27 protein-coding genes and 1 other annotated feature are annotated in these 23,546 nt (G+C 45.8%); of the genes, 24 read left to right on the top strand and 3 right to left on the bottom strand.

What is annotated here, in order from left to right; all coding sequences use genetic code 11:
• Positions 1-112: 112 nt before the first annotated feature.
• From MHI53_RS17010 to minD, 10 genes are all read left to right on the top strand, one after another.
• Positions 113-241, top strand: coding sequence for a hypothetical protein (locus MHI53_RS17010; RefSeq protein ID WP_260320254.1), 129 nt, complete (start codon positions 113-115; stop codon positions 239-241).
• Positions 238-990 (top strand): A24 family peptidase, encoded by a 753-nt coding sequence (locus MHI53_RS17005; RefSeq protein ID WP_340371800.1) that lies wholly within the window; start codon positions 238-240, stop codon positions 988-990. The genes MHI53_RS17010 and MHI53_RS17005 overlap by 4 nt, the downstream gene beginning before the upstream one ends.
• Before the next feature lie 295 nt (positions 991-1,285).
• Positions 1,286-2,257 carry a hypothetical protein gene (locus MHI53_RS17000; protein WP_340371799.1) on the top strand — a complete coding sequence of 324 codons (972 nt, stop codon included), beginning with the start codon at positions 1,286-1,288 and terminating at the stop codon, positions 2,255-2,257.
• A 187-nt stretch (positions 2,258-2,444) separates the two neighbouring features.
• Entirely contained in the window at positions 2,445-3,017 is a 573-nt protein-coding gene (locus MHI53_RS16995) for a Maf family protein (RefSeq protein WP_061143485.1), read from the top strand.
• Positions 3,018-3,071: 54 nt separating this feature from the next.
• Positions 3,072-3,746 (top strand): DNA repair protein RadC, encoded by a 675-nt coding sequence (gene radC / locus MHI53_RS16990; RefSeq protein ID WP_061143527.1) that lies wholly within the window; start codon positions 3,072-3,074, stop codon positions 3,744-3,746.
• Positions 3,747-3,894: 148 nt separating this feature from the next.
• On the top strand, positions 3,895-4,914 hold the full coding sequence (locus MHI53_RS16985) for a rod shape-determining protein (RefSeq protein ID WP_061143484.1): 1,020 nt from the start codon (positions 3,895-3,897) through the stop codon (positions 4,912-4,914).
• Between the two features lie 167 nt (positions 4,915-5,081).
• The gene (mreC, locus tag MHI53_RS16980) at positions 5,082-5,954 is read left to right on the top strand and encodes a rod shape-determining protein MreC (protein ID WP_061143483.1); all 873 of its coding nucleotides are present in this window, start codon (positions 5,082-5,084) and stop codon (positions 5,952-5,954) included.
• Complete coding sequence (gene mreD, locus MHI53_RS16975; protein WP_061143482.1) at positions 5,951-6,469, top strand: rod shape-determining protein MreD; 519 nt, start codon at positions 5,951-5,953, stop codon at positions 6,467-6,469. The genes mreC and mreD overlap by 4 nt, the downstream gene beginning before the upstream one ends.
• Before the next feature lie 115 nt (positions 6,470-6,584).
• Positions 6,585-7,268, top strand: a complete 684-nt coding sequence (gene minC / locus MHI53_RS16970) for a septum site-determining protein MinC (protein ID WP_061143481.1) — start codon at positions 6,585-6,587, stop codon at positions 7,266-7,268.
• Between the two features lie 2 nt (positions 7,269-7,270).
• Entirely contained in the window at positions 7,271-8,074 is an 804-nt protein-coding gene (minD, locus tag MHI53_RS16965) for a septum site-determining protein MinD (protein WP_061143480.1), read from the top strand.
• Positions 8,075-8,247: 173 nt separating this feature from the next.
• On the opposite strand, the gene MHI53_RS16960 is transcribed toward minD, so the two are convergent.
• Positions 8,248-8,691, bottom strand: coding sequence for a S1 domain-containing RNA-binding protein (locus MHI53_RS16960; protein ID WP_034308861.1), 444 nt, complete (start codon positions 8,689-8,691; stop codon positions 8,248-8,250).
• A 252-nt stretch (positions 8,692-8,943) separates the two neighbouring features.
• Between MHI53_RS16960 and MHI53_RS16955 the strand changes: the two genes are divergently transcribed.
• From MHI53_RS16955 to MHI53_RS16905, 11 genes are all read left to right on the top strand, one after another.
• Positions 8,944-9,690, top strand: a complete 747-nt coding sequence (locus MHI53_RS16955) for a M23 family metallopeptidase (RefSeq protein WP_061143478.1) — start codon at positions 8,944-8,946, stop codon at positions 9,688-9,690.
• Complete coding sequence (locus MHI53_RS16950; protein WP_340371798.1) at positions 9,683-10,549, top strand: M50 family metallopeptidase; 867 nt, start codon at positions 9,683-9,685, stop codon at positions 10,547-10,549. The genes MHI53_RS16955 and MHI53_RS16950 overlap by 8 nt, the downstream gene beginning before the upstream one ends.
• Positions 10,550-10,590: 41 nt before the next feature.
• Complete coding sequence (locus tag MHI53_RS16945) at positions 10,591-12,063, top strand: Rne/Rng family ribonuclease (RefSeq protein WP_340371797.1); 1,473 nt, start codon at positions 10,591-10,593, stop codon at positions 12,061-12,063.
• Positions 12,064-12,138: 75 nt separating this feature from the next.
• Positions 12,139-12,222: a sequence feature (ribosomal protein L21 leader region), on the top strand.
• A gap of 13 nt (positions 12,223-12,235) precedes the next feature.
• Positions 12,236-12,544 carry a 50S ribosomal protein L21 gene (gene rplU / locus MHI53_RS16940; RefSeq protein ID WP_034308849.1) on the top strand — a complete coding sequence of 103 codons (309 nt, stop codon included), beginning with the start codon at positions 12,236-12,238 and terminating at the stop codon, positions 12,542-12,544.
• Between the two features lie 13 nt (positions 12,545-12,557).
• Entirely contained in the window at positions 12,558-12,890 is a 333-nt protein-coding gene (locus MHI53_RS16935; RefSeq protein WP_340371796.1) for a ribosomal-processing cysteine protease Prp, read from the top strand.
• Between the two features lie 12 nt (positions 12,891-12,902).
• Positions 12,903-13,193: a 50S ribosomal protein L27 gene (rpmA, locus tag MHI53_RS16930; RefSeq protein WP_061143474.1), complete on the top strand. Its 291-nt coding sequence runs from the start codon at positions 12,903-12,905 to the stop codon at positions 13,191-13,193.
• A 543-nt stretch (positions 13,194-13,736) separates the two neighbouring features.
• On the top strand, positions 13,737-14,276 hold the full coding sequence (locus MHI53_RS16925) for a Spo0B domain-containing protein (RefSeq protein WP_061143473.1): 540 nt from the start codon (positions 13,737-13,739) through the stop codon (positions 14,274-14,276).
• Between the two features lie 48 nt (positions 14,277-14,324).
• Positions 14,325-15,614, top strand: a complete 1,290-nt coding sequence (gene obgE, locus MHI53_RS16920) for a GTPase ObgE (protein ID WP_061143472.1) — start codon at positions 14,325-14,327, stop codon at positions 15,612-15,614.
• A gap of 40 nt (positions 15,615-15,654) precedes the next feature.
• The gene (locus MHI53_RS16915; protein ID WP_061143471.1) at positions 15,655-16,104 is read left to right on the top strand and encodes an ACT domain-containing protein; all 450 of its coding nucleotides are present in this window, start codon (positions 15,655-15,657) and stop codon (positions 16,102-16,104) included.
• A gap of 122 nt (positions 16,105-16,226) precedes the next feature.
• On the top strand, positions 16,227-17,102 hold the full coding sequence (gene pheA, locus MHI53_RS16910) for a prephenate dehydratase (protein WP_061143470.1): 876 nt from the start codon (positions 16,227-16,229) through the stop codon (positions 17,100-17,102).
• Positions 17,103-17,438: 336 nt separating this feature from the next.
• Complete coding sequence (locus tag MHI53_RS16905; protein WP_081092507.1) at positions 17,439-18,155, top strand: hypothetical protein; 717 nt, start codon at positions 17,439-17,441, stop codon at positions 18,153-18,155.
• 48 nt (positions 18,156-18,203) lie between these two features.
• On the opposite strand, the gene MHI53_RS16900 is transcribed toward MHI53_RS16905, so the two are convergent.
• Together MHI53_RS16900 and MHI53_RS16895 are read right to left on the bottom strand one after the other, a co-directional pair.
• Complete coding sequence (locus tag MHI53_RS16900; RefSeq protein WP_061143469.1) at positions 18,204-18,737, bottom strand: transcription repressor NadR; 534 nt, start codon at positions 18,735-18,737, stop codon at positions 18,204-18,206.
• Between the two features lie 46 nt (positions 18,738-18,783).
• Complete coding sequence (locus MHI53_RS16895; RefSeq protein WP_260320244.1) at positions 18,784-19,932, bottom strand: IscS subfamily cysteine desulfurase; 1,149 nt, start codon at positions 19,930-19,932, stop codon at positions 18,784-18,786.
• A gap of 81 nt (positions 19,933-20,013) precedes the next feature.
• On the opposite strand from MHI53_RS16895, the gene nadB reads away from it, so the two are divergent.
• From nadB to nadA, 3 genes are read left to right on the top strand one after another with little or no spacing between them, the layout of a single operon-like run.
• Positions 20,014-21,597, top strand: coding sequence for an L-aspartate oxidase (gene nadB, locus MHI53_RS16890; protein WP_340371795.1), 1,584 nt, complete (start codon positions 20,014-20,016; stop codon positions 21,595-21,597).
• Positions 21,578-22,429: a carboxylating nicotinate-nucleotide diphosphorylase gene (gene nadC, locus MHI53_RS16885; protein WP_340371794.1), complete on the top strand. Its 852-nt coding sequence runs from the start codon at positions 21,578-21,580 to the stop codon at positions 22,427-22,429. Before nadB ends, nadC begins: the two co-directional genes overlap by 20 nt.
• Positions 22,426-23,532: a quinolinate synthase NadA gene (gene nadA, locus MHI53_RS16880; RefSeq protein WP_340371793.1), complete on the top strand. Its 1,107-nt coding sequence runs from the start codon at positions 22,426-22,428 to the stop codon at positions 23,530-23,532. The genes nadC and nadA overlap by 4 nt, the downstream gene beginning before the upstream one ends.
• Positions 23,533-23,546 lie beyond the last annotated feature (14 nt).

Genomic DNA, 23,546 nt, shown 5'->3' with positions numbered 1-23,546 from the left:
ATATGCTTATATATTGTTCCTGGATGCTAAATGAATCGTATCAAATCAAGCGGGAATGGGAGATGTTTTGGAAGGGCCGGCCTGAAGATGAAATACGGGGGGATGAATGACGATGAGGAACCGTAATGATTATCGTAAAAGAGATGTCCTGGCAAGGGCTTGGGACATGCTGATGAAGGATTTTATGCAGGCGGGGAAACGACCAATCTGGACGGTTCCCCTGTGCATCTTACATAAATGATCGCTATCCATATTTATCTCCTCATACTAGGCTTGATTTTAGGCTCCTTTTTTAATGTCGTCGGTTTAAATGTTCCAGTAAGTCACGCATTTGTAAACCGTCGCTCGGCTTGCCCATCCTGTGGGCGTACCTTGAAACCCCTTGAGTTGATACCGGTCATTTCCTATATGCTGCAGGGCGGAAAATGCCGTGGCTGTAAAGCGAGGATTTCCCCCGTATATCCGGTCGTGGAAATGCTGACAGGCATTTTATTTGCCTCAGCTCCGATATTCCTCGGCTGGTCGGGCGAGCTTCTTATTGGCTGGACATTGATTTCGTTATTCATGATCATTTTTGTCTCCGATGTGACCTATATGCTCATACCTGATAAAATACTGCTTTTCTTTATGGTGATTTTTATCATTCTGAGAGTGTCGTTCCCTTTGTCCCCGTGGTGGGATTCGATAGCCGGGGCGGCGATCGGCTTCAGTCTTCTGCTCCTGATCGCCGTGGTGAGCAAGGGGGGGATGGGCGGTGGTGATATCAAATTGTTTGCAGTGATCGGATTTGCATTGGGAACGAAGCTGGTCCTCCTGTCCCTTCTTTTTGCTAGTTTTTATGGGGCGCTCTTTGGCATCATCGGGATGTCCAGCGGCGTACTAGACAAGAAAACCGTCATTCCTTTCGGTCCGTACATCGTTTTTGGGACATTGACGGCTTATTATTGGGGCGATTATATGGTGAGTTTGTATGCAAGCTTCCTAAGATGAGTGTAAAGGACCACTCTGGATAAGGGGGAATTTGTCAAAATGCCCCTGGGTCAGCACAACTAGTGAATTTCCCCCATTTGCATTCAAGGGAATGGATGGCACGGAATTTGTGAGGCATGGATATTGATGCGGCAATGAACCAGAAGTACCAGTGATTAAGAAGACCCTTGTAACCTAGTGGTCTGTAAAAGGGAAATTTGACGAAACCTATTAATGACAAGACGACAAAAGTCTTGTTATTTTTTTTTGGCACTATGATAGGATGGAAAAAATGATCAGGAGAGGAGGAATGAAAGTGGGCAAGTCAGGAAAAAGCAAAGGCGTCAAGATAAAAATAAATGGGGAAGAAAAAATATTTACCGATAAAGGCAGAATTGAAAGCGAAGAGGCAGCGAGCGAAGAGCAGGAACAACAAGATGAGAGTTTCGAATGGATCCTTCCTGATGAAACAAGCGAGAACAAGATGGTATTGGTCCCCACACCCCCAAAGAAAAAAATGCCGAAGCTTATCGGCTTTGGTGCCAGCTCGCGGAAAGGCCCGGAAAGTAGGCCGCTTAAGACATTTTTGATTGCTGTCATTTGTGCGGTGTTTTTTGGTTCGATACTTGGCTTGATTGCGGTTAAAACGATCACCAGGGAAAAAGCTGCGGTTCCATCAGTAGAAACCCCGATTTCAACGAAGGCACCAGTGGAGGATAAAAAAGCGGCAGTGAAGGAAAATGGGACGCAGCTGAAGACATTCCTTGTGCAGGGCGGAGTGTTCAGCAGTGAGGATGCAGCCAGGCAGGTACAAAAGAAAATTTTGGGGAAACAGGTTCCCGCTGAAATTTTCAAACTGGAAGACAGCTATTATTTATTCCTGGGTTCGGCAGAGAGTTTAGCTTCAAGCAAGGAGCTGGCCTTATTCTTAAAGTCCTATGATGTCGACGTTTATTGGAAGGAAATCAATCTGGAAGCGGCTGGAAAAAGCGGGGAAGATGAAAAAAACCTCATCAAGATGAAGACGGTATATGCGTCACTAGCGGAAATATCCGCTGCCAAGCTTCGTGGTAAAGAAGCGACAGTTAACAGGGAAGTGCTGAAGAAAAACTTGAATGAATTGAAGGCGGCGAAAGTATCGGGAGAGTTAGCGAAAATGAATGCTGACCTATCTGCTGCGGCACAGTCGATTACCGAGTTCGAGCGTTCGAAAAAGGAAGACAAGCTGCTGCAGGCACAAGGAAGCCTGCTGGATTTCTTGTTGAATTATCAAAATACATCAAGTTAAGTAAAAAAAGGGAGCCGTCCAACTGGACGAGCTCCCTGCCAAAAGCTGTCTGGTGACAGCTTTTTTATTTTCCGGGAAATACTTAACTGGATTTGTCGATTCGTAGTAAACAATAATTGTGGATTGGAAGATAATTTGATAGGATAGATATGTATCTCCCTATGTAAAGAAAGGTGACCTTTTAATTATGCAGCCATTGATTTTAGCTTCTTCATCACCACGTCGTAAAGAACTTCTGCAGTTTCTACAAATCCCCTTTGAAAGCATGAATTCCAATGTCGATGAAACGATTGATGATACCATGTGCCCGGATGCTGCTGTGAAAGAGCTTGCCTCGCGTAAGGCGAAAGCCATCGCAGCAAGATTTCAGGAACGCTGGGTAATCGGCTCGGACACGGTTGTCGTCCTTGATGGAAAGATATTAGGCAAGCCAACAAGCCGCGCGGATGGAAAAAGAATGCTGGAGATGCTATCAGGCCGGACACATGAGGTATATACGGGTGTTGCCATCTTATTCGGCAAGCATGGCAAAGTGTTCGCAGAAAAAACGGAAGTGACATTTTGGGAGCTGCCAGGAGCTGAAATCGAACGTTATCTGGATAGCGGGGAACCTTTTGATAAAGCGGGCGGTTATGGGATACAAGGATACGGATCCCTGCTTGTCAAACAAATCAAAGGGGACTACTTCTCTGTCGTCGGGCTTCCGGTTTCAAGATTGGCCCGTGAGCTCAAGGCGTTGCAGGCGGACATAGGTGAATGATTTCCGCTCTGGCATCTCCCTTTCGATGGGAGGAAGGATGTTTTGAGTGAAAAAATGTTAATAAAGGATTACCCGAAAGAAGAGAGACCGCGCGAACGGTTTCTGCAAGACGGACCGCAAAGCCTCTCCAACCAGGAGTTGCTCGCGCTGCTATTGAGGACGGGTACACGGGAAGAATCCGTACTCCAGCTAGCAGGCAGGCTCATCAATTCGGTCAAAGGCCTGCGTCTGTTAAAAGAAGCCTCCGTGGAAGAATTGACAGGAATCAAAGGAATAGGCGAAGCGAAGGCGATCCATATTCTTGCATCAGTCGAACTTGGCAGGAGAATGAACCAATTGAATGATCAAGACCGCTATGTGATTCGTTCACCTGAAGATGGGGCCAATTACTGCATGGAGGAAATGCGGTTTTTGACCCAGGAACATTTCGTCTGCCTTTATTTGAATACGAAAAATCAAGTGCTCCAAAAAACAACAATCTTCATCGGCAGCCTCAATGCCTCGATCGTGCACCCGCGCGAGGTTTTTAAAGAAGCTTTCAGAAGGTCTGCCGCCTCTATCATCTGTCTTCATAACCACCCCTCCGGAGACCCCACTCCTAGCAGAGAAGATATTGAAGTGACGAAAAGATTAGCCGAATGTGGTAGAATTATCGGGATTGAAGTATTGGACCACATCATTATCGGGGAGCATAAATATGTTAGTTTGAAGGAAAAAGGTTATTTATGACACTATCAAAATTTTTGACGATACGATATAATATTGTTTATGATTTTTAAAAGAGGAAACTTTTTCAAAACTCTTATTGTCAAAAAACGACAAATTACATGTTGAACTTATAAAAAAAGGCATTTTTGTTTACGAAAGGGAGATACCAATGTTTGGAATAGGCGCTAGAGATATAGGGATTGATTTAGGAACGGCTAACACGCTCGTATATGTTAAAGGAAAAGGGATCGCGGTTCGCGAACCATCCGTTGTAGCGGTGCAAACCGATACAAAGCAAATCGTTGCAGTCGGAAACGATGCGAAAAACATGATCGGCCGTACACCTGGAAACGTGGTTGCCCTCCGTCCGATGAAAGACGGCGTAATTGCCGATTATGAAACGACGGCTACCATGATGAAGTACTATATGAAAGAAGCCCAAAAAAAAGGTGTATTCGGCAACAAGCCATATGTCATGATTTGCGTTCCTTCTGGAATTACAGCTGTTGAGCAGCGTGCAGTCATTGATGCAGCCAGACAAGCGGGGGCACGTGATGCATACCCGATCGAAGAACCGTTTGCAGCAGCGATTGGTGCAGACCTTCCTGTTTGGGAGCCTACAGGCAGCATGGTCGTTGATATCGGCGGAGGAACGACGGAAGTGGCCATCATTTCCCTTGGGGGTATCGTAACAAGCCAATCCATCCGCATTGCTGGTGACGAAATGGATGATGCCATTATCGTTTACATACGCAAAAACTACAATTTGATGATCGGTGAGCGCACTGCAGAAGCGATTAAAATGGAAATTGGTTCTGCCGGTGACACGGAAGGCGTCGAAAACATGGAGATTCGCGGCCGTGACTTATTGACTGGTTTACCAAAGACGATCGAAATCACAGCTGATGAAATATCCAAAGCATTAAGCGATACAGTTTCTGCTATTGTGGATTCCGTGAAAAACACCCTGGAAAAAACACCGCCTGAATTGGCCGCAGATATCATGGACAGAGGCATCGTCCTGACCGGCGGAGGAGCTTTACTGCGCAATTTGGATAAAGTGATCAGTGAAGAGACGCAAATGCCGGTGATCATCGCCGAAAATCCGCTGGATTGTGTGGCGATCGGCACGGGGAAAGCGTTGGACCACATTCACTTATTCAAAACTAAATCAAGAGATTCCCGATAAGCATAACTTCTCAAATAGGAGCCGGCTCAACAAAAGGTTGCAATTTTGAGCCGGTTTTTCTTATGTTCAAGCTGGGTATGACCAGTACAGGCAGCACATGCAAGATTTATAAGAGTGAAGTATAAAGATAGTAAGATATGATATTAAGATATAGAGGTGCAATTACCATGCCACAGTTTTTTAATAAAAAGCTCCTTCTCTTGCTCGTTAGTATCATCGTTCTCGTGGCATTGATCGGTTTTTCCTTAAAGGAAAGAGAAGAGTTGACATGGCCGGAGCAATTCCTGAAAGATACGACAGGCTGGGTTGGGAATGTGTTTAATAAGCCAGTATCGGGTATAACAGGATTTGTAGGGGGCTTAAAGGACCTTCAACATACATACGATGAAAACAAAAAATTGAAGGCCCGCCTGGATGAATATGTATTATTGAAAACCCAGGTACAGGATTTAAAAGAAGAAAATGATGAATTTCGCGATAACCTCAAAAAAGAAGATGACCTGCGGAAGTATTCATCGATTCAATCGACGGTCATCGGCCGTAATCCTGACCGTTGGAATGAGATGCTGACGATCAATAAAGGAAAGCGTAATGGGGTAGAAAAAAATATGGCCGTCATCAAGTCCAATGTGCTCGTAGGCAAGGTCAAATCCGCGACTGATTTCACGGCTTCGGTTCAGCTCTTAAGTTCGATCGATAAAGCCAACCGTGTTTCGGCCATCGTTCAAGGTGATGATAAGGCATACGGTTTGATTGAAGGATTCGATGATAAAAGGAACCTTTTGTTAATGAAACGGATTCCATATGATAAAAAAATCAAGAAGGATTCGACGGTCATCACTTCCGGTTATGGCGGGATCTTCCCAAAAGGCCTTTTGATCGGAAAAGTGGTTGATGTCAAAGTGGATCAATATGGATTGAACCAGACTGCATATATTGAACCTGCCACGGATTTATACGATATAAATAATGTTATGGTCGTTCAGCGTGAAGTTGGCGGGGTAGCGGATGAAAGTGATGGGGAGGATGAAGTGGAGTGAAACAATTCATCCTTTCTTTTATAGCCCTGATTTTTTTCGTTTTTGAAAGCATCTTTGCGCAGCTGTTTGCTGGAGATACGTTCGGGGACGATAAAATCCTCGTTCCCCATTTTATGATGATTTTCATCTTTTTCCTGACCATGTACGGTTCCAGGAAAATGGGCATGCTTTATGGAGCCATCCTTGGATTGACCTATGATGTCGTGTATACGGAAATCCTGGGAATCTATATGTTCCTGCTTCCTTTTCTTGCCTACTTGATTTCAAAATGCATGAAAATCCTGCAAAATAATATATTGATTGCCTGTCTGACGGCTTTTTTATTCACGGCCGTTTTGGAGCTGGTCATCTTTCAGATGAATACCATCCTTTCGTTCGCCGATATGCCATTCGGTGAATTCGCGGAGAGGAGATTGCTGCCGACCTTGTTATTGAATCTCGTATTCATTATCGTCAGCTGCTATCCTTTAAAGAGAATATTCGAAAAGCTTGATTTGCAAGGAGACGCGGAATAACGTTTCAATGTCCGAAGAGCAGGTCGGAATTGTATTTTCTCTTTTCCGAGGACGTAGAAAAAGGAAAATTGTTTTCCTATGTCGAATTATATTTCATTGAGGTGAAACAAACGTCATGAATAAAAGAATTCAGCAAAATGTCATGATTAAGGGAACAAAAGACGGGTTTATGCTTCATCTCGATGATTCTTGCTCATTTTCCGAATTATTGAAAGAGTTAGAAGTGAAGCTTTCGGCAAACTATCAGTTTCAAGAAAATGACCCGTCCATTTCCGTTAAAGTACATACAGGGAACCGCTATCTTGATGAAAAACAAGAAGAAATGATTAAAGAGGTCATCCACAAAAAAAAGAAGCTTTTCGTAGATGAGATGATTTCGAATGTCCTGACAAAGGATGAAGCGAACCGCTGGAAAGACGAAAACCAAGTGACGACCGTGACCAAGGTGATAAGATCTGGACAGGTTTTTGAAGTTCCCGGGGATTTACTCCTGATCGGGGATGTCAATCCTGATGGAACGGTACGTGCCGGTGGCAGCATATATGTAATGGGGCAGCTAAGGGGAATAGCCCATGCCGGTTACAAGGGGAATAATGAGGCCATAATAGCGGCCTCGGTCATGAAGCCTGCCCAGCTCCGCATTGCCGGACAAGTCAATTTATCTCCTGATGAATATACGAAATGGGGGCATGATTTGGAATGTGCCTTCATGGATGATGATGAAAATATCATTATCGACAAACTGCAAGTTTTAAAGAAATATAGACCTAATTTAAATAGATTAGAAGGGGGTCTCTAATCGTGGGAGAGGCAATAGTTATAACATCCGGTAAGGGTGGTGTCGGGAAAACGACCACCTCCGCCAATTTGGGAACATCTTTAGCTCTTCTAGGCAAAAAGGTTTGCTTGATTGATACGGATATCGGTCTGCGGAACTTGGATGTGATCATGGGGTTGGAAAACCGGATCATCTATGATTTGGTCGATGTGGTCGAAGGGCGCTGTAAGATACATCAAGCGCTTATTAAAGATAAACATTTCGAGGATTTGCTTTATTTGCTTCCGGCTCCGCAAAATAGTGATAAATCAGCGGTGAATGAAGAGCAGATGAAGAAACTCATCAGCGACATGAAGCCGGACTATGATTATATCCTCATTGACTGCCCAGCAGGCATAGAGCAGGGCTTCAGGAATGCCATCGCCGGGGCAGACAAGGCGATCATCGTGACGACTGCCGAGAGACCCGCTGTCAGGGATGCAGACCGCATCATTGGCCTGCTGGAAAAAGAAGAGCAAATTGAGCCGCCCCAATTGATCATCAACCGGATACGCGGCCATTTGCTTCATGAAGATGAAGAAATGGATATCGATGGCGTTACCGATTTTCTAAAAATTGATTTGATTGGTGTCATTCCTGACGATGACCAGGTCATTGTGGCAGCGAATAAAAAGGAACCAATTGCCTATAATCCAGACAATAGAGTCTCGCTTGCCTATCGGAACATAGCCCGCAGGATTCTTGGTGAATCCGTGCCTTTGTCGCCAATCGGCGGCGAACCGAAGGGCTTCATGTCCAAATTGAAAAAGTTCTTTAGCGTACGGTGAATTCCCTTTTCCGTGACTCTATTTGGATCGTCTGAAAAGTAAGGGGCCAAGCCCTTGGAGTCAAACAAATTCAATGGAAGCGGGAGCATTTGATGCCCCGCTTTTTTTTGCTTTTCGAATACATAAAAAAGGCAAGCCATGGTTTTGGCTTGCCTTGTCTATATGCAGATAGGTTATCCGCGTCTGCCGCCTCTGCCGCCGCGTTTCGATTCGGTGCTGCGTTTAAGAGTCGATAAATTTTCTTCACTAGTCTTTAAGAAGCGAACCATTTTATCTTCGAAATTTTCCTTTGGTTGGAAGTTACCTTTTGAACGAAAATCTTTAGAACGGCTATCCCCTTGGCGTGGTGGGCGTTTGGTATAAGAAGAGGTTTGCCCTTCGGGTCTATCTATAGCCTTTTTGATGGACAAGGCAGTTTTTCCGTCTTTCTCACTAATCACTTTTACTTCAATTTGGTCGCCTACTTTAAGATGGTCATTGACGTCTTTTACATAGCTATCTGCTACCTCACTGATATGCACAAGACCTGTCGAGCCTCCTGGTAATTCTACAAATGCTCCAAAATTAGTGATACCTGTTACTTTACCTTGTACTTTGCTGCCTATTTCGATTGACATAAAAAAATGTTCCCCCTCAATAATGTTAAAACCACTTTATTATAACAAATTTCAGGGAACAATATCAATTGGATTTTTCCCTCATTTATCCGAATTCATCAATCGATGCGAAAATCCTTTGGATTTCATGGCTTTTTGCTCGATTTACAGGTGCGATATTTATTTTATTTCCAACATCTTTTCTCGGTCATAGTCTGGACAAGTTGCTCATACGCTGTAATATAGCGCTTTTTAAAGCAGGGGGGATCCTTTATGGATGATCGCAGGAAAGATATCCGCAATCGCATCGCCAAGAGACGCAAGGTTAATGAAAGTCCAGTTGGAAACGGCAGTTGGACGGAGATCAACAATGATGAATCGTATGGTGTTGATTCTTTTAACGGATATTCGGAAAAAGATCATCCGCTTTTCAGGAAAGAATATTTCTTCTTTAAAATACTTGTCAGTGTCTGCCTGTTCCTGATCATCGCGGTGATGTTCAAACATCCTTCGGCACGGCTGGAGCCTGCCAGGAGCTTTGTCACGGAAAACATGAGCAAGGAATTCCAATTCGCTTCCATCTCCAATTGGTACGAAAATGCGTTTGGCAAACCGATCGCTTTTTTGCCAAAGGAAGCGGATAAGGAAACGGTTGACACGAAGGAATATGCGATGCCTGCCTCAGGCAAGATCACCCAAACTTTCGAGACGAACGGTGAGGGGATCATCCTGGAAACGAGCAAAGGCTCCAAGGTGGAGGCAGTCAATGAGGGCGTAGTCATTTTTGCCGGTGAAAAGGAGGGGATAGGGAAGACGGTCGTCATCCAGCATGCCAATCAAAGTGAATCCTGGTACGGGCAGCTGAAAGAGATTGATGTGAAGCTGTACGAATTTGTTAAAAAGGGCAATGAAGTAGGACAGGTTACAGTCAGTGAAGACGGATCCAAGGGCAGGTTTTATTTAGCGATCAAAGAAAATGACGCTTTCGTCAATCCTAAAAAGGTGATTCAATTTGAGTGAATATGGGAAATTGCTGTTTAAGATCAGGGTGCATCCGACATTGTGGTTCGTGATTGGCGTTGCCATCCTCACTGCCCATTTCGTGGAAGTGCTGATGCTGCTGCTCATCGTCTTCATTCATGAAATGGGGCATGCCGTCTGTGCTCAGCACTTTAAATGGCGGATAAAATCCATCCAGCTGCTTCCTTTCGGGGGGGCTGTCGAGACGGAGGAGTATGGCAATAAAAGTTTGAAGGAGGATTTGGCGGTTGTGCTTGCCGGTCCGCTTCAGCATGTTTGGCTTATTGGTGCAGCTTTTTTGCTCTATTTCTTTTCTTTTATTTCCCAGGAGCTGTATCAGCCCTTTTTGTATATGAACTTGATGCTGCTGGCGTTTAATTTGCTGCCGATTTGGCCCTTGGACGGGGGGCGGCTGCTATTCATAGGTATTTCGCTTTATTGCACCTTTCTTGAAGCCCAGAAGCATACACTTCATTTTTCGGCAGCATTCGCTGTCGTGGCTTTTTTGACCTGGCTCATTCTTGATCCGCTCAATTTGAATATTTGGCTCATCGTCTTTTTCATCAGTCTCTCACTCGTGATGGAATGGCGGCAGCGCTATTATGCATTTATCCGCTTCCTCCTGCAGCGCCATTACGGGCATACGAATGACTTGGCGAAATTGAAGCCCATTTTGGTGGATGCACAAGAACCGATTTATAAAGTGTTGGAACTGTTTCAACGAGGGTGCAAACATCCCGTCATCATCATGAAAAACGGCAAGGAGAGCGGCTCTTTGGATGAAACGGAAATCCTTCATGCTTATTTTTCCGAGAAAATGACAAATGGGAAAATCGGTGACCTATTATATTCTTATTAAATATGTTATCCTTTCTTCAAATTGAGGAGAGGATTTTTTTAATGAAAAAGATGATTGCCAACCTGGCTTCACGCGAAAAAAGAGTCGCCGTATTGGAGAATGAGGTACTACGCCAGCTTGTCATTACGCCTGATCACCACCGCAGTACGGTCGGTAACATTTATCTTGGGAAAGTGACGAAGGTATTGCCCGGTATGGATGCGGCCTTCATTGATTATGGGGCAGAGAAGAATGGCTTCTTGCATCGAGACGAGCTCCCTTCCTTCCAACTGACAAAAAACGTTGAAGGAAAAGCGGCCATCGGTCAATTTGTCCGTCAGGGAGAAAAGCTGCTCGTTCAGGTAAGCCGTGATGAGACAGGTACAAAAGGAGCTAAATTGACGGGGCTGATCGAGTTTTCCACAGAATCCCTCGTATACATACATGGAATCGATTATGTCGGCGTGTCCAAGAAATTCAAAAACGAGCACCTGCAAATGCAGTGGCGGGAAACAGCCCTGCAAAACAAAAATCCTGATGAGGGATTGATCGTACGCACCTCGATGGAGAACGAGAGTGAAGCGGTCTTCCTGGAAAGGCTGACTTCATTGCGTGAGCAGTATCAAGGACTTGAAAGGAAGGCTGCCTCCCTCAAGGCTCCGGCACTGCTGCTTGCGAGGGATAAGTTTTTGGAGATGATCATGAATGAAATGTCCCGAACGGCAGTCGGCCAGCTTGTCGTCGATGATTCAGCAGCCTGCCGCGCATTGAGTAAATGGGTAGAGGAAAATGAGAAGGGATGGGAAATATCCCAGGCACCCGGTCCGCAAAATATTTTTTCCGAAGCGAATATGGAAGCGCAAGTGGAAAAATTGAGCAAGAAAATCGTTTGGCTTGATAATGGCGGTTATTTAATCTTTGAAGAAACGGAAGCATTCACGGTCATCGATGTCAATTCAGGCAAGTTCACCGGAAAAGTGGCCAAGGAGGCAACCTTGTTTGCCGTGAATCAGGCGGCGGCGAAAGAGATCGCCCGCCAGGTAAGGCTTAGGAATATCAGCGGAATCATTTTGATCGACTTCATCAATATGGCTCAATCGCGCCACGAGCAGGAAATCATCGATATCGTTAAAAAGGAGACGGCAAAGGATGAGAAGCGGGTACAGGTCATCGGCTTTACTGAACTGGGCATCCTCCAAGTGACAAGAAAGAGAACCTCGCCGTCTTTAAGCGAATTGATGACGGTTCCTTGCCCGGTTTGCAGTGGAAGCGGGAAAATCGAGAGCCCGGAAACCGTAGCCTTCCGGCTGGAGCGTGAACTGCTGGAGCACCGCAAGACCGATGATGAAGCGGTCTGGGTCGAGGCAAGTAAGGCGGTGGCGGACGTGCTGCTCGGTGAAAAAGAATCGTACAGGCAGACGTTGGAGGAATTGATCGGCAAAAGGGTATTCCTATCATTTATCCCCGGCTCCATGAATGCCTATTCCATCAAGCGCTTTGGAAGCATGAAGGAAATCAGCGGCGCCATCGAATGACGGGAGAGAATTTCTACAAATATATTGACAGGCATTCCGGTTTCATGATAGGATTTTACTGTTATGTTTGTAGCACCCGTGCTACAACCGCTCAACAACAGGTCCCAAGCTTTTGCCTTTCAGGCAAGACGCCTGTGATTGGCGAGTCTGAGACATTCAAGGAGGTGCAAGTATGTACGCAATTATCGAAACTGGCGGTAAACAAATTAAAGTAGCAGCTGGCGAAGCGGTTTACATTGAAAAATTAAACGCAGAAGCAGGCGAAACTGTTACATTTGACAAAGTTTTATTCGTAGGTGGCGAAGACGTGAAAGTCGGTGCTCCACTAGTTGAAGGCGCTACTGTAACAGGTACTGTCGAAAAACAAGGGAAGCAAAAGAAAATCACTGTTTTCAAATACAAAGCGAAGAAAAACAATCGTAAAAAACAAGGTCATCGTCAACCATACACAAAAGTTGTTATCGAAGCAATCAACGCGTAAGGGCTGATTCTAGATGATTAAAGTTGTCTTTAATGCTCCGCAGGAACGAATTGCTTCGTTCACCTTAAGCGGACATGCCAATTTTGCTAAAAAAGGTTCTGATATCGTTTGTGCAGGTGTATCGGCTGTATCCTTCGGGGCAGTCAATGCAATCATGTCCTTAACGGACGTGGAGCCTGAGATCGAGCAAGGAAGAGAAGGCGGCTATCTTCGCTGCGTCATCCCGGGGAATCTTTCACCGGAATCCGAAGAGAAGGTCCAGCTGCTTTTGAACGGCATGCTCGTATCGCTGCAAACCATCGAACGTGATTATGGTAAATACATGAAAATTATCCTCAACCAATAGGAGGTGGAACAAATGTTAAGATTAAATCTTCAGTTCTTCGCTTCGAAAAAAGGAGTAGGTTCTACAAAGAACGGACGTGACTCAATCTCTAAGCGTCTTGGCGCTAAACGTGCAGACGGTCAATTCGTATCTGGTGGTTCTATCCTTTACCGTCAACGCGGAACGAAAATCTATCCAGGTGAGAATGTAGGCCGTGGTGGAGACGATACTCTATACGCTAAGGTAGACGGTGTTGTTAAATTCGAACGTTTTGGACGTGACCGTAAAAAAGTAAGCGTATATCCAGTTGCACAAGAAGCATAATTGGCATCTTTGAACAGAGGCTGACTCAAAAGGGTCTGATTCCTTCTACGAGACACTATATACCGCGTCATTTTTAATAATGGTAGGGCTATATAGTAGAGAAGAAGGGGTCCGGCCCTTTATTTATACTATGGTTCGATAAATAACCAGCGTTTTGCAGGAGACTTTAGTCATCAGTATAAGGAAAACAACCTCTGACTTACAAAAGGCTCGCCAACCGGCGGGCTTTCTTACACTTTCAGGGGAACAACCGCATTACTCATTCACCCCGTTTGGTTCATCCGGATGGACAGTCCAATTCAACTATACCATCTCCAATTGGTGCTAAGATAAGGCCCATTCTCTTTTCAAGTTCAAATGGCTCTACCATCGTCCAAAGAACTCAGGGTGTGTGGCTGTATTTTTTGGACGGGGGCTTCATGTGAAGGCATGTGAATCGAGCTTCATTTCCTGTTTGTTGTTTTTTTGTTATACTGTAAAATGGAAGTATTCAACATGATAGAGCTGAAAAAAGTTTCTTTATCATAATTGAAGGTGTAAATAATGGATAAAAATTGGACGACTATTGAAACCCTGCGTCAAACCAGGCATGATTGGCTGAATAAAATTCAAATCATCAAAGGCAATCTTGAGCTGAACAGAATTGACCGTGTCAAGGGCATCATTGATGAAATCATTATTGAAACTCAGAATGAAGCACGTCTGTCCAGCTTGAATTTACCGAAATTCACCGAAATGCTGCTGACTTCCAATTGGAATAACGGATCATTTTATTGCGAATATGAAATCATCGATGTGTTTGAAGGATCTGCCGAGGTGGATGAGCGGATGTATCGCTGGACGACCGATTACTTTTCCATTTTGGATAAGAGTCTGGACCCGGCTTTTGAAAACGTACTGTCTGTTTCCATAGGTGAAAAAGAAATGAGCAACATGCGCTGTTCCTTTCATTTGCAAGGCAGGTTCATTGACCAACCAGCAGTGATCGAGTTTTTGGAACGGTCGCTAACGGCTGGGCAAACGATCGAATTGTGCGAATGTAATGAGGATGAAATGTTTTTTAAGATGAATATTATTTTTTAGAGAAGTATACAGCAAGAATTGACTTGCAGAAAACAAGGAAGTGATAGCATGTTTGTCGATCAAACGAAAGTCTATATAAAAGGCGGAGACGGTGGTAACGGGATAGTTGCTTATCGTCGCGAGAAATTCATACCAAAAGGCGGACCTGCAGGCGGAGATGGCGGTAATGGCGCCAATGTCGTTTTTGAGGTGGAAGAGGGCTTGCGTACGTTAATGGATTTCCGCTATCAACGTCACTTTAAGGCACCGCGGGGTGAGCATGGCATGTCCAAAAACATGCATGGAGCGGCCGCAAAAGATATGGTCATCAAGGTTCCGCCAGGCACGGTTGTCATTGATGAAAAAACGAAGGAAGTCATTGCTGATCTAGTTGAGCACGGACAGCGTGCCATCATTGCCAAGGGTGGGCGCGGAGGCCGGGGGAATTCCCGTTTTGCTACACCTGCCAATCCTGCTCCTGAAATCGCCGAGAACGGGGAACCTGGCCAGGAACGCGATATCATCATGGAGTTGAAGCTGTTGGCTGATGTCGGTTTGGTCGGTTTCCCTAGTGTGGGGAAATCCACTTTGCTTTCGGTCGTTTCCGCAGCAAGACCTAAAATTGCCGAATACCATTTCACCACGATCGTCCCTAACCTCGGTATGGTGGAAACGGAAGATCACCGCAGTTTCGTCATGGCCGATTTGCCTGGTCTGATCGAAGGGGCTTCCGAAGGGGTCGGCCTTGGCCATCAATTCCTGCGCCATATTGAAAGAACGAGGGTAATCGTTCATGTAATCGATATGTCCGGACTTGAAGGCAGGGATCCATATGAAGACTACCTAACGATCAATAAAGAACTGGAAGAATACAACCTGCGCTTGACCGAGCGTCCGCAAATCATCGTTGCAAGTAAAATGGATATGCCGGACTCTGCAGAAAATCTTGCGGCATTCAAGGAAAAGCTGGAAGAAGACTACCCTGTTTTCCCGATTTCTGCGGTGACGCGTGACGGAATTCGTGAGCTTCTTTATGCAATTGCCGATAAAATCGAAGAAACACCTGAGTTCCCACTTGATCATGAAGAAGAAAATACGGGAATCCACCGTGTTCTTTATAAACATACATCACAGTCGGATGAGTTCAACATTGAACGCGAATCCGATGGCAGCTTTGCTGTATCAGGATTCAAGATCGAGCGTCTATTCAAAATGACGGACTTCACCCGTGAAGAGTCGATCCGTCGTTTCGCCAGGCAGCTCCGTTCATTCGGAGTCGACGAAGGCCTTCGTCAAAGAGGGGCCACAAATGGCGATATCGTCCGTATCCTTGAATATGAATTTGAATTTGTTGATTGATTAGATGCCATGATGGCAGGCAAAAGGAGGCGTGCAGAGTTTGAATAAGGCCGATCAGAAGTTTTTCCTCGTTCGAGAGGATGTCCTTCCCGAAGCGATGAAAAAAACGCTGGATGCAAAAGAAATGATTGAACGGGGAAAAGCGGAATCAGTTTGGGAAGCCGTACAGCGGGTGGACCTAAGCAGGAGCGCTTTTTACAAATACCGGGACACGGTGTTTCCGTTTCATACCGTTGTCAAAGAAAAACTGATTACCCTGTTCTTCTATCTTGAAGATCGGTCCGGTACTCTATCGGAGCTATTACGGCTCGTCGCATCATCCGGCTGCAACATCATGACCATCCATCAAACGATTCCTTTGCAGGGCCGTGCCAATGTCACCCTGTCCCTCAACACGGGCGGAATGACGATGGATATTAATGAACTGCTTACAAAACTGCGTAAAATGGAGTTCGTCGAAAAAGTCGAAATCATTGGGAATGGCGCATGAAAAACAGCCTGTACATGTTATATGTACAGGCTGTTTTTTTATAAGTGGCGATTAACTATTGTAAAAAATCTGAAAATGGCATAACATAAACAATAGATTTTCCGTGAAAGGGAGTTTATAATATGACATCAAAAATCGCATTTCTAGGGCCAAAAGCAACGTTCACGGATTTAGCTGTTTCACGACTATTTCCTAATGACATAAAGATACCGATGAATACGATTCCCGACTGCCTTGATGCTGTCCGGGACGGCGAAGTGAATCACACGCTCGTCCCCATCGAGAATGCATTGGAGGGCTCGGTCAATATAACGATGGATTACCTGGTCCATGAAGTCACATTACCGATAAAAGGGGAAGTGACGATTCCGATCCAGCAGCATTATATGGTGCATCCGGATCATGCGTATCCAGGTTTCAAACCGGACATGGTATATTCGCATTCCCATGCCATTGCCCAATGCCGCAAATTTCTACATAAAGATTTGAGGGGCATTCCATATGAGTATGTGACGTCGACCGCCGCTGCTGCGAAGATGGTGATGGAGAACCCTGACATCAACATTGCTGCCATTGCCAATGATATGGCTGCAGCGGAGTATGGCCTGACGATCGTGAAGCACAATATCCATGATTACGAACATAATCATACAAAGTTCATCGTCGTATCGAACAGTGAAGTGGACTATACCGGGCATTTGACGGTTGAAGGAGATGCGAAGACGACCTTGATGGTCCAGCTTCCTGCCGACCACTCGGGGCAGCTGCATCAAGTGCTTTCCGCTTTCTCCTGGAGGAAGCTGAACCTCTCCAAGATCGAATCAAGACCGATGAAAACCGGCCTTGGCCATTACTTTTTCATCATTGACGTTGAGATGGCCCTTGACGATGTTCTCATCCCAGGCGCCATATCCGAATTGGAGGCACTTGGCTGCACGGTTTCGGTCATGGGAAGCTATTCATGCTTTAAAGTAAGAAACGGTGTGGTGCAGCGCTGATTTCCGGTCGGAATGACTTGTTGCGAAGGGTGCATACCTTTTCCACAGTTTCAAAAAGGTCCAGCCTATAGCGGCGGGCCTTGGAATCAGGAAGGAATATAATGATCATGATTGAGACGGCGCCCTGGAGCTTATCCGGGGCGTTTTTTTGTGGGAGGAGGCCGGTTTGAAAAGGCCGAATGTACTCACCATTCTTGCTGAACTCGTATACAATGGGTAGGCGAACGGCAAAATCGATAAAAAAGAATACATACCTACAAGACGAAAGCAACAGCGGCACTTTTTTATGGCCGGGTGAGTATTAAAAATGCATGGAGCGGGTGGTGTTCAGTAGAGATGGATAGTCAATTCAAGGAAACTTTCGGTTCTTGGACGCAAGCGATAGGGACGGTCATTTCTGCTGTTGGAGGAACACCATCGAAAGTGTTCGATGAGGATTTTCGCAAAAACCTGGATTTGATCGGCAATGAACTTCAAGCGACAGGAAATGCGATATTGGCGGATGCGGAAGAAACATGGTCACTAGATAAATTCGGCAATCAAATACAGGCGATCGGTAATTCGACTGTCATCTTAGGCTTGGTCATTGACTTCGATGAGGTGACGAAGCAGGAATTGATCATCAAAGGCAACCTGATTCAGGCGTTAGGCGGGGGAACAGCGGTAGCGGGGGCATACGAAAATCCTGATGAACCTGAACAGGCCTTGAATGTCACGGGGAATATTTTGCAGGCGATCGGGAATTCGATGCAAGCGATTGGTGGAATTAGCGAATTAAGAAATAGCATCCTTGAAAAAGATCAGGAAAATGATGAAGGTGAAAAACAAGAAAACGATGAAGGCAAACAAGAAGAAAACGAGGAGGGAAAACAAAAATATCAATATCCTGATTTAGACGAAAAGCAGACAGATGCTGAATTAATACAGACGATGGGGGGCTGGATACAAGCGGTCGGTTCCGTCCTCAACCTCATTGGCCAATTGAGAAGCAATGAAAGCCAATCAGGCCAGGACAGCTCCCATGAAAGCCATTCGGATCAGCAGCAAGTATAGATAGTCAGACAAGAAAAAACCCCTCCAGATAAGATGGGGTTCGTTCAGTCAATCAACCAATATGCCGGCGTCCCTTAGTGCCTCCTCCGCCTCGTCAAGCAGTTCCTCGGAAGATGCGCTCAGTGTATGGAGATGGATGCCGCTCGTTAGCTCCGATAAAAAGGAAGCATTCGTGGCAGATACCCTTGAGAGGAATTGCTGGACTTCCTTACGGCTGCTGACCATGATGGAAGCAGTAAGGTCACCGTATACAGGGTGCTCGATTTTGACATCCTTCACCGTGATGCCGATATCCACGAGCAGATATAGCTCTTCCTGCGTCCGGGAAGGATCGTGCTGGCAAGCGATGATCCTTTCGGGCTTTTTCGTGCTTTCGGTCGGTAAGAACATATAGCCTTGGCTCGTGGCAATGATCGGTTCATTCCGTGCTTTCAGAAGCGTTATATCGCCAACGATGACTTGGCGGCTTACATTCGTCATTTGCGAAAGTTCGCTGCCAGTAACGGGCTCTGGGCTTGTTTGCAATATATGTAAAAGTTTCGTCCGTCTTTCTTCCCCGAGTAATTTCTTTCTTTCCATCATTCATTCACCTCTTTATGATAAACATTCTACCATAGAATGGCCGGTCTTATCGAATGGCAGCCACTCCTTCGAGGCAGTCTGCCAATTTGTGAATATCATCTGCAGTGGTATGTTTTCCAAAGGAAAGACGGACGAATTGATGGGCTTCTTCTTCGTTTTTCCCGATTGCCATCATGGTTTTGGATGGCTCCTGTTTACCGATCTGACAGGCGCTCCCCGTCGATACCGCGAAGCCCTTCCTGTTTAATTCGAGCATGATGTACTGCCCTTGCAAACCCGCGAAGGTCAGCGCGAGGATGTGCGGCAATTGCTCAGTTTTCGCTTCGATGATTTGAAAGTCGACCTTTCTTTCCGTTAGTTGGTGAATCAATTGAATCCTAAGCATGAAAATCCGCCTATGCTCATTTTCGATGATATCTCCTAAATTTTTGGCAGCTGTCACGAACGAGGCTATACTGGGGACATCCACCGTACCAGGACGGAATCCAGATTCATGCGTGACATTCGGAATCAAAGCCTTTAAATGCTGGATGGCTGGGAAAATCGCGGCCCCGGTCCCTTTTGGTCCATAAACTTTATGGCTGGAAATGGACATTCCATCACATAAAGCGGATAACCTATCCAGTGGCAACTTTGCAAATGATTGAACACAATCGACATGCAAAAAGGCTTGATGCTCCCGAACGATTCTGCTTATTTGCTCAATGGGCTGAATGACACCTATTTCAGAATTCACATGCTGGACAATGACCAGGCAGGTTTTCTCCGACAGAGCTCCCCTCAGGTGTTCGATATCGATGAGGCCATCTTCCCAATGCCGTAAATACGTCACCTCGTAGCCGGATTGTTCAAGCTTGCAGATATAGTTGGCAATCGATGCATGCTCGGTCCGGCTAACAATCAGATGGTTTTGCCAAGCTGGTTTTGAAGCGATAAATGTATCGATTGCAAGCATATTGCCTTCCGAACCACCGCTCGTGAAGATGATGCCTTCTTTTTTTATATTCAGCATATCTGCCAGTTGCTGTCGTGACATATCCAATAAACGTGCACTATCAGAGCCAATATCATGCAAACTGCTTGCGTTCCCGAAAAACCTCCGGGAGGCTTGGCTGTACACGTCGATCGCTTCTTCATCCATCGGCGTAGTGGCCGCATAGTCCAAATAGATCACTAAATCACTTCCATCCTTCATTCTAAAAAACTCTTGATAATAGTTTAATAATATGTAAATATAGTTGTCAAGACACCTGTCGTAAACAGGAGGTAAATAATCATGGTTAGAACGGAAGTCATCGTGATAGGCAGTGGTATTGCAGCCTTGAAAACGGTATTGGAAGCAAGTGACCATAAACATGTGATACTCATCACAAAATCAGAGCTTCGTCATAGTAATTCCTACTTGGCACAAGGAGGGATTGCCGCGGCACTATCCGATCAGGATGGGGTATCCTTACATAAAAAAGATACGCTGGCTGCCGGCCAGCACCATAACAAAGTGAAGGCAGTGGAAAAACTTGTCGAGGGGGCCCCTTTGGCGATCTCTGAACTTATCCAGTCCGGTATGCAATTTGACCGAAATCATGACGGCAGGCTGATGCTTGGGATGGAGGGTGCCCATAGTGAAAGGAGAATCCTTCATTGTCACGGCGATGGTACAGGAAAGTACATGATGGAGCACCTAATAGAATGCTTGAAAAGCTCGAAGGTTCAGGTAATCGAGAATGAGGCCGCGGTGGAGTTGATCATCGGTGAAGATGAATCTTGCATCGGCGTCAAAACCCTTGATAGGTCAGGGAAACTGGCTTTCTATCATGCAGAGCAAACGGTTCTGGCAACGGGCGGATGCGGTTCGCTATACCGTTTTACATCTAATTCACAAACGGTATCAGGTGATGGAATCGCGCTTGCGTTCAAGGCGGGGGCGAAGGTTCGTGATATGGAATTCATCCAGTTCCATCCGACACTGCTTTTTGTGAATAACAAAGCCGAAGGTCTTATTTCGGAAGCGGTCCGTGGTGACGGCGCCCTATTAGTGACTGAAGATGGAATGCCGATCATGCAGGATGTACATCGGTTGAAGGATCTCGCCCCGAGGCATATTGTCGCACAGACGATTTTTTCTTATTTACAGCGCGGTGAAAAGGTGTTTTTGGATATTTCGATGATCAAGGATTTTAAAAAGCGATTCCCGACGGTGAGCTCATTATGTGAGAGAAGCGGGGTGAATCTCCAGTTCGGAAAGATCCCGGTTGCACCTGGGAACCACTTTTTAATGGGAGGAATCGAAGTGGATGAGTGGGGGAGAACCTCTGTCCCTTCTTTGTATGCAGTCGGTGAGGTGGCATGCACGGGTGTGCATGGTGCGAACCGACTGGCAAGCAATTCACTTCTCGAAGGGCTGGTTTTTGGCAAGATCCTTGGCGATTTGCTTGCTCATACGCCAGCAAGGGAGCTGCCAAAAGAAAAAGAGCGGTCCCAATGTGCCTGTCATGTTGCTTCTTTACCTGATTTACGGGCATTGAAGGAAAAATTGATGAATGAAGCGGGCATCGTCCGGACGGAAGCGGGGTTAATTCGTTTGAAGAATTATCTCGAGGCTTTTCACATCGAAAACCTGCTGCATCTGGAAGTTACCGGACGATCACTAGCAGAAATCACCAAAGCTAACGCCATTATCGTAGCTTGGCTGATTGCCGAATCGGCGTTGACTAGAACGGAAAGCAGGGGCGGTCATTACCGCAGTGATTATCCAAGCGAAGATGACTCCCTATGGCTTGGAAAATCGGTCATCCTTGCATGCCAAGACGTGAAAAATAGAGTGAAGGGAAGACGACAGTATGAACATATTGAAGCTTAAGCGAATGCTGGAGCATTTTTTGATCGAGGACATCGGGGAATGTGATGTAACGAGTGATACGATTTTCGGTCCGTCAAAGCAGGGGGCGTTGACATTCATTGCAAAGGAGGGCGGGGTTTTTAGCGGAAGCGACGTCATCAGGACAGGGTTTGCCTTGTTGGATAACCAAATCGAGGTGACCCTCCATGTCCGGGATGGTGAAGTGTTTGAAACGGGTCAAAAGCTTGCACGGATGACAGGCAATATGGCTTTGCTGTTAAAAGGGGAACGGGTTGTTTTGAATTTGGTGCAGCGCATGTCGGGAATTGCCACGCTTGCTCATGAAGCGACGATGATCTTAGCGGGGACGAAGACAAGGGCATGTGATACAAGGAAAACCACCCCTGGCCTGCGAATGCTTGAAAAATACGCGGTCCGCTCAGGCGGTGCCTTCAATCATCGAAATGGTTTGTATGACGCCGTCATGATCAAAGATAATCATATTGCTTTCGCAGGTTCGATTACCGAAGCGGTTCAGTCGGTCAAAGCAAAACTGGGGCATACATGTAAGGTGGAGGTTGAAACGGAATCATTGGAACAGGTCCTTGAGGCTGTGGAAGCCGGTGCGGATATCATCATGTTCGATAACAGGAGTCCTGACGAAATCAAGCAATGGATCAAATCGGTTCCTGGCCATATCATAACGGAAGCTTCAGGAGGGATTACGCTGGGCAAGTTAGCGACATTTCGTGAAACGGGAGTGGATTACATTTCGTTGGGCTGTCTGACGCACAGCGTCCGGGCTCTTGATATCAGTGCAAAAGTTACAGAACGTGAGGGGGTATTAAAATGAATATACTGGAGATGGCTGGCACGGCAAGGAATGTCCTGCCTGAAAAGTACAAAACGATGACAGTGGAGGATATGGAAAAAACGGTACTAGCCATAAAAAGGCGCTTAGGTAACCGTCTTTATATACCTGGTCATCATTATCAACGGGAGGAAGTGATCCGGTTTTCCGATGTAACGGGAGATTCACTTCAGTTGGCCCAGCTTTCCGCCCAAAATCGTGAAGCGGATTATATCGTGTTTTGCGGTGTGCATTTCATGGCCGAAACGGCCGATATTTTGACAGAAGAAGGGCAGACCGTCATTCTGCCTGACATGCGTGCAGGCTGTTCGATGGCAGATATGGCGGATATCGATCAAACGGAACGGGCCTGGACAAAGCTTCAGGAATTATTTGGAGATTCTATCCTTCCGCTTACTTACGTTAATTCGACTGCGGCCATCAAAGCATTTGTGGGGAAGAATGGCGGAGCTACGGTGACTTCTTCCAATGCACAAGAGATGGTCTCATGGGCCCTTGAGCAAAAAGAACGGATCCTGTTTCTCCCCGATCAGCACCTTGGCCGGAATACAGCCTTTGATATTGGCATTCCGTTGGAGGAAATGGCTGTTTGGGATCCTCACAAGGAGGAACTGATCCATGAAGGTGAACGAAAGGATCTGAAGGTGCTGCTATGGAAAGGGCATTGTTCGGTCCATGAAAATTTTACGACGGCGAATATTGAAGCACTTAGGAAAGAGCAGCCTGCCATGAATATCATCGTCCATCCGGAATGCCGCCGGGAAGTGGTTGCCATGTCGGATTATGCCGGTTCCACATCTTATATCATTGATATGATTGAAAAGGCACAAGCGGGAAGCTCTTGGGCAATCGGCACGGAAATGAACCTTGTCAAGCGACTAATCGCCAATAATCCAGACAAGCAAATCATCTCCCTAAATCCGAATATGTGCCCATGCCTTACGATGAACCGGATAGATTTACCGCATCTGCTATGGGCTCTTGAATCAATCGAAGCAGATCAAATCATCAACCCGATAAAAGTGGAAAAGAAAATTGCGGCTGATGCAATCCTTGCTTTAAATCGAATGCTTGAACGGGCCTGAAATCGCCTGTCTAT

Origin of the sequence: Peribacillus sp. FSL E2-0218 (assembly GCF_037992945.1) — a bacterium.
In the GTDB taxonomy this organism is placed as follows: domain Bacteria; phylum Bacillota; class Bacilli; order Bacillales; family DSM-1321; genus Peribacillus; species Peribacillus simplex_B.
This window is presented reverse-complemented; position numbering and strand designations above follow the sequence as displayed.

What these genes read in the sequence shown, in the direction of transcription:
- MHI53_RS16905 (WP_081092507.1), top strand. Translation starts at nt 17,439, where the DNA reads ATGGATAGTCAATTCAAGGAAACTTTCGGTTCTTGGACGCAAGCGATA.
- MHI53_RS17010 (WP_260320254.1), top strand. Translation starts at nt 113, where the DNA reads ATGAGGAACCGTAATGATTATCGTAAAAGAGATGTCCTGGCAAGGGCT.
- rplU (WP_034308849.1), top strand. Translation starts at nt 12,236, where the DNA reads ATGTACGCAATTATCGAAACTGGCGGTAAACAAATTAAAGTAGCAGCT.
- MHI53_RS16895 (WP_260320244.1), bottom strand. Translation starts at nt 19,932, where the DNA reads ATGAAGGATGGAAGTGATTTAGTGATCTATTTGGACTATGCGGCCACT.
- minC (WP_061143481.1), top strand. Translation starts at nt 6,585, where the DNA reads ATGAATAAAAGAATTCAGCAAAATGTCATGATTAAGGGAACAAAAGAC.
- MHI53_RS17005 (WP_340371800.1), top strand. Translation starts at nt 238, where the DNA reads ATGATCGCTATCCATATTTATCTCCTCATACTAGGCTTGATTTTAGGC.
- nadB (WP_340371795.1), top strand. Translation starts at nt 20,014, where the DNA reads ATGGTTAGAACGGAAGTCATCGTGATAGGCAGTGGTATTGCAGCCTTG.
- radC (WP_061143527.1), top strand. Translation starts at nt 3,072, where the DNA reads ATGTTAATAAAGGATTACCCGAAAGAAGAGAGACCGCGCGAACGGTTT.
- MHI53_RS16945 (WP_340371797.1), top strand. Translation starts at nt 10,591, where the DNA reads ATGAAAAAGATGATTGCCAACCTGGCTTCACGCGAAAAAAGAGTCGCC.
- pheA (WP_061143470.1), top strand. Translation starts at nt 16,227, where the DNA reads ATGACATCAAAAATCGCATTTCTAGGGCCAAAAGCAACGTTCACGGAT.
- obgE (WP_061143472.1), top strand. Translation starts at nt 14,325, where the DNA reads ATGTTTGTCGATCAAACGAAAGTCTATATAAAAGGCGGAGACGGTGGT.
- mreC (WP_061143483.1), top strand. Translation starts at nt 5,082, where the DNA reads ATGCCACAGTTTTTTAATAAAAAGCTCCTTCTCTTGCTCGTTAGTATC.
- MHI53_RS16960 (WP_034308861.1), bottom strand. Translation starts at nt 8,691, where the DNA reads ATGTCAATCGAAATAGGCAGCAAAGTACAAGGTAAAGTAACAGGTATC.
- MHI53_RS16995 (WP_061143485.1), top strand. Translation starts at nt 2,445, where the DNA reads ATGCAGCCATTGATTTTAGCTTCTTCATCACCACGTCGTAAAGAACTT.
- MHI53_RS16985 (WP_061143484.1), top strand. Translation starts at nt 3,895, where the DNA reads ATGTTTGGAATAGGCGCTAGAGATATAGGGATTGATTTAGGAACGGCT.
- nadA (WP_340371793.1), top strand. Translation starts at nt 22,426, where the DNA reads ATGAATATACTGGAGATGGCTGGCACGGCAAGGAATGTCCTGCCTGAA.
- MHI53_RS16935 (WP_340371796.1), top strand. Translation starts at nt 12,558, where the DNA reads ATGATTAAAGTTGTCTTTAATGCTCCGCAGGAACGAATTGCTTCGTTC.
- MHI53_RS16925 (WP_061143473.1), top strand. Translation starts at nt 13,737, where the DNA reads ATGGATAAAAATTGGACGACTATTGAAACCCTGCGTCAAACCAGGCAT.
- MHI53_RS16900 (WP_061143469.1), bottom strand. Translation starts at nt 18,737, where the DNA reads ATGATGGAAAGAAAGAAATTACTCGGGGAAGAAAGACGGACGAAACTT.
- rpmA (WP_061143474.1), top strand. Translation starts at nt 12,903, where the DNA reads ATGTTAAGATTAAATCTTCAGTTCTTCGCTTCGAAAAAAGGAGTAGGT.
- MHI53_RS16955 (WP_061143478.1), top strand. Translation starts at nt 8,944, where the DNA reads ATGGATGATCGCAGGAAAGATATCCGCAATCGCATCGCCAAGAGACGC.
- nadC (WP_340371794.1), top strand. Translation starts at nt 21,578, where the DNA reads ATGAACATATTGAAGCTTAAGCGAATGCTGGAGCATTTTTTGATCGAG.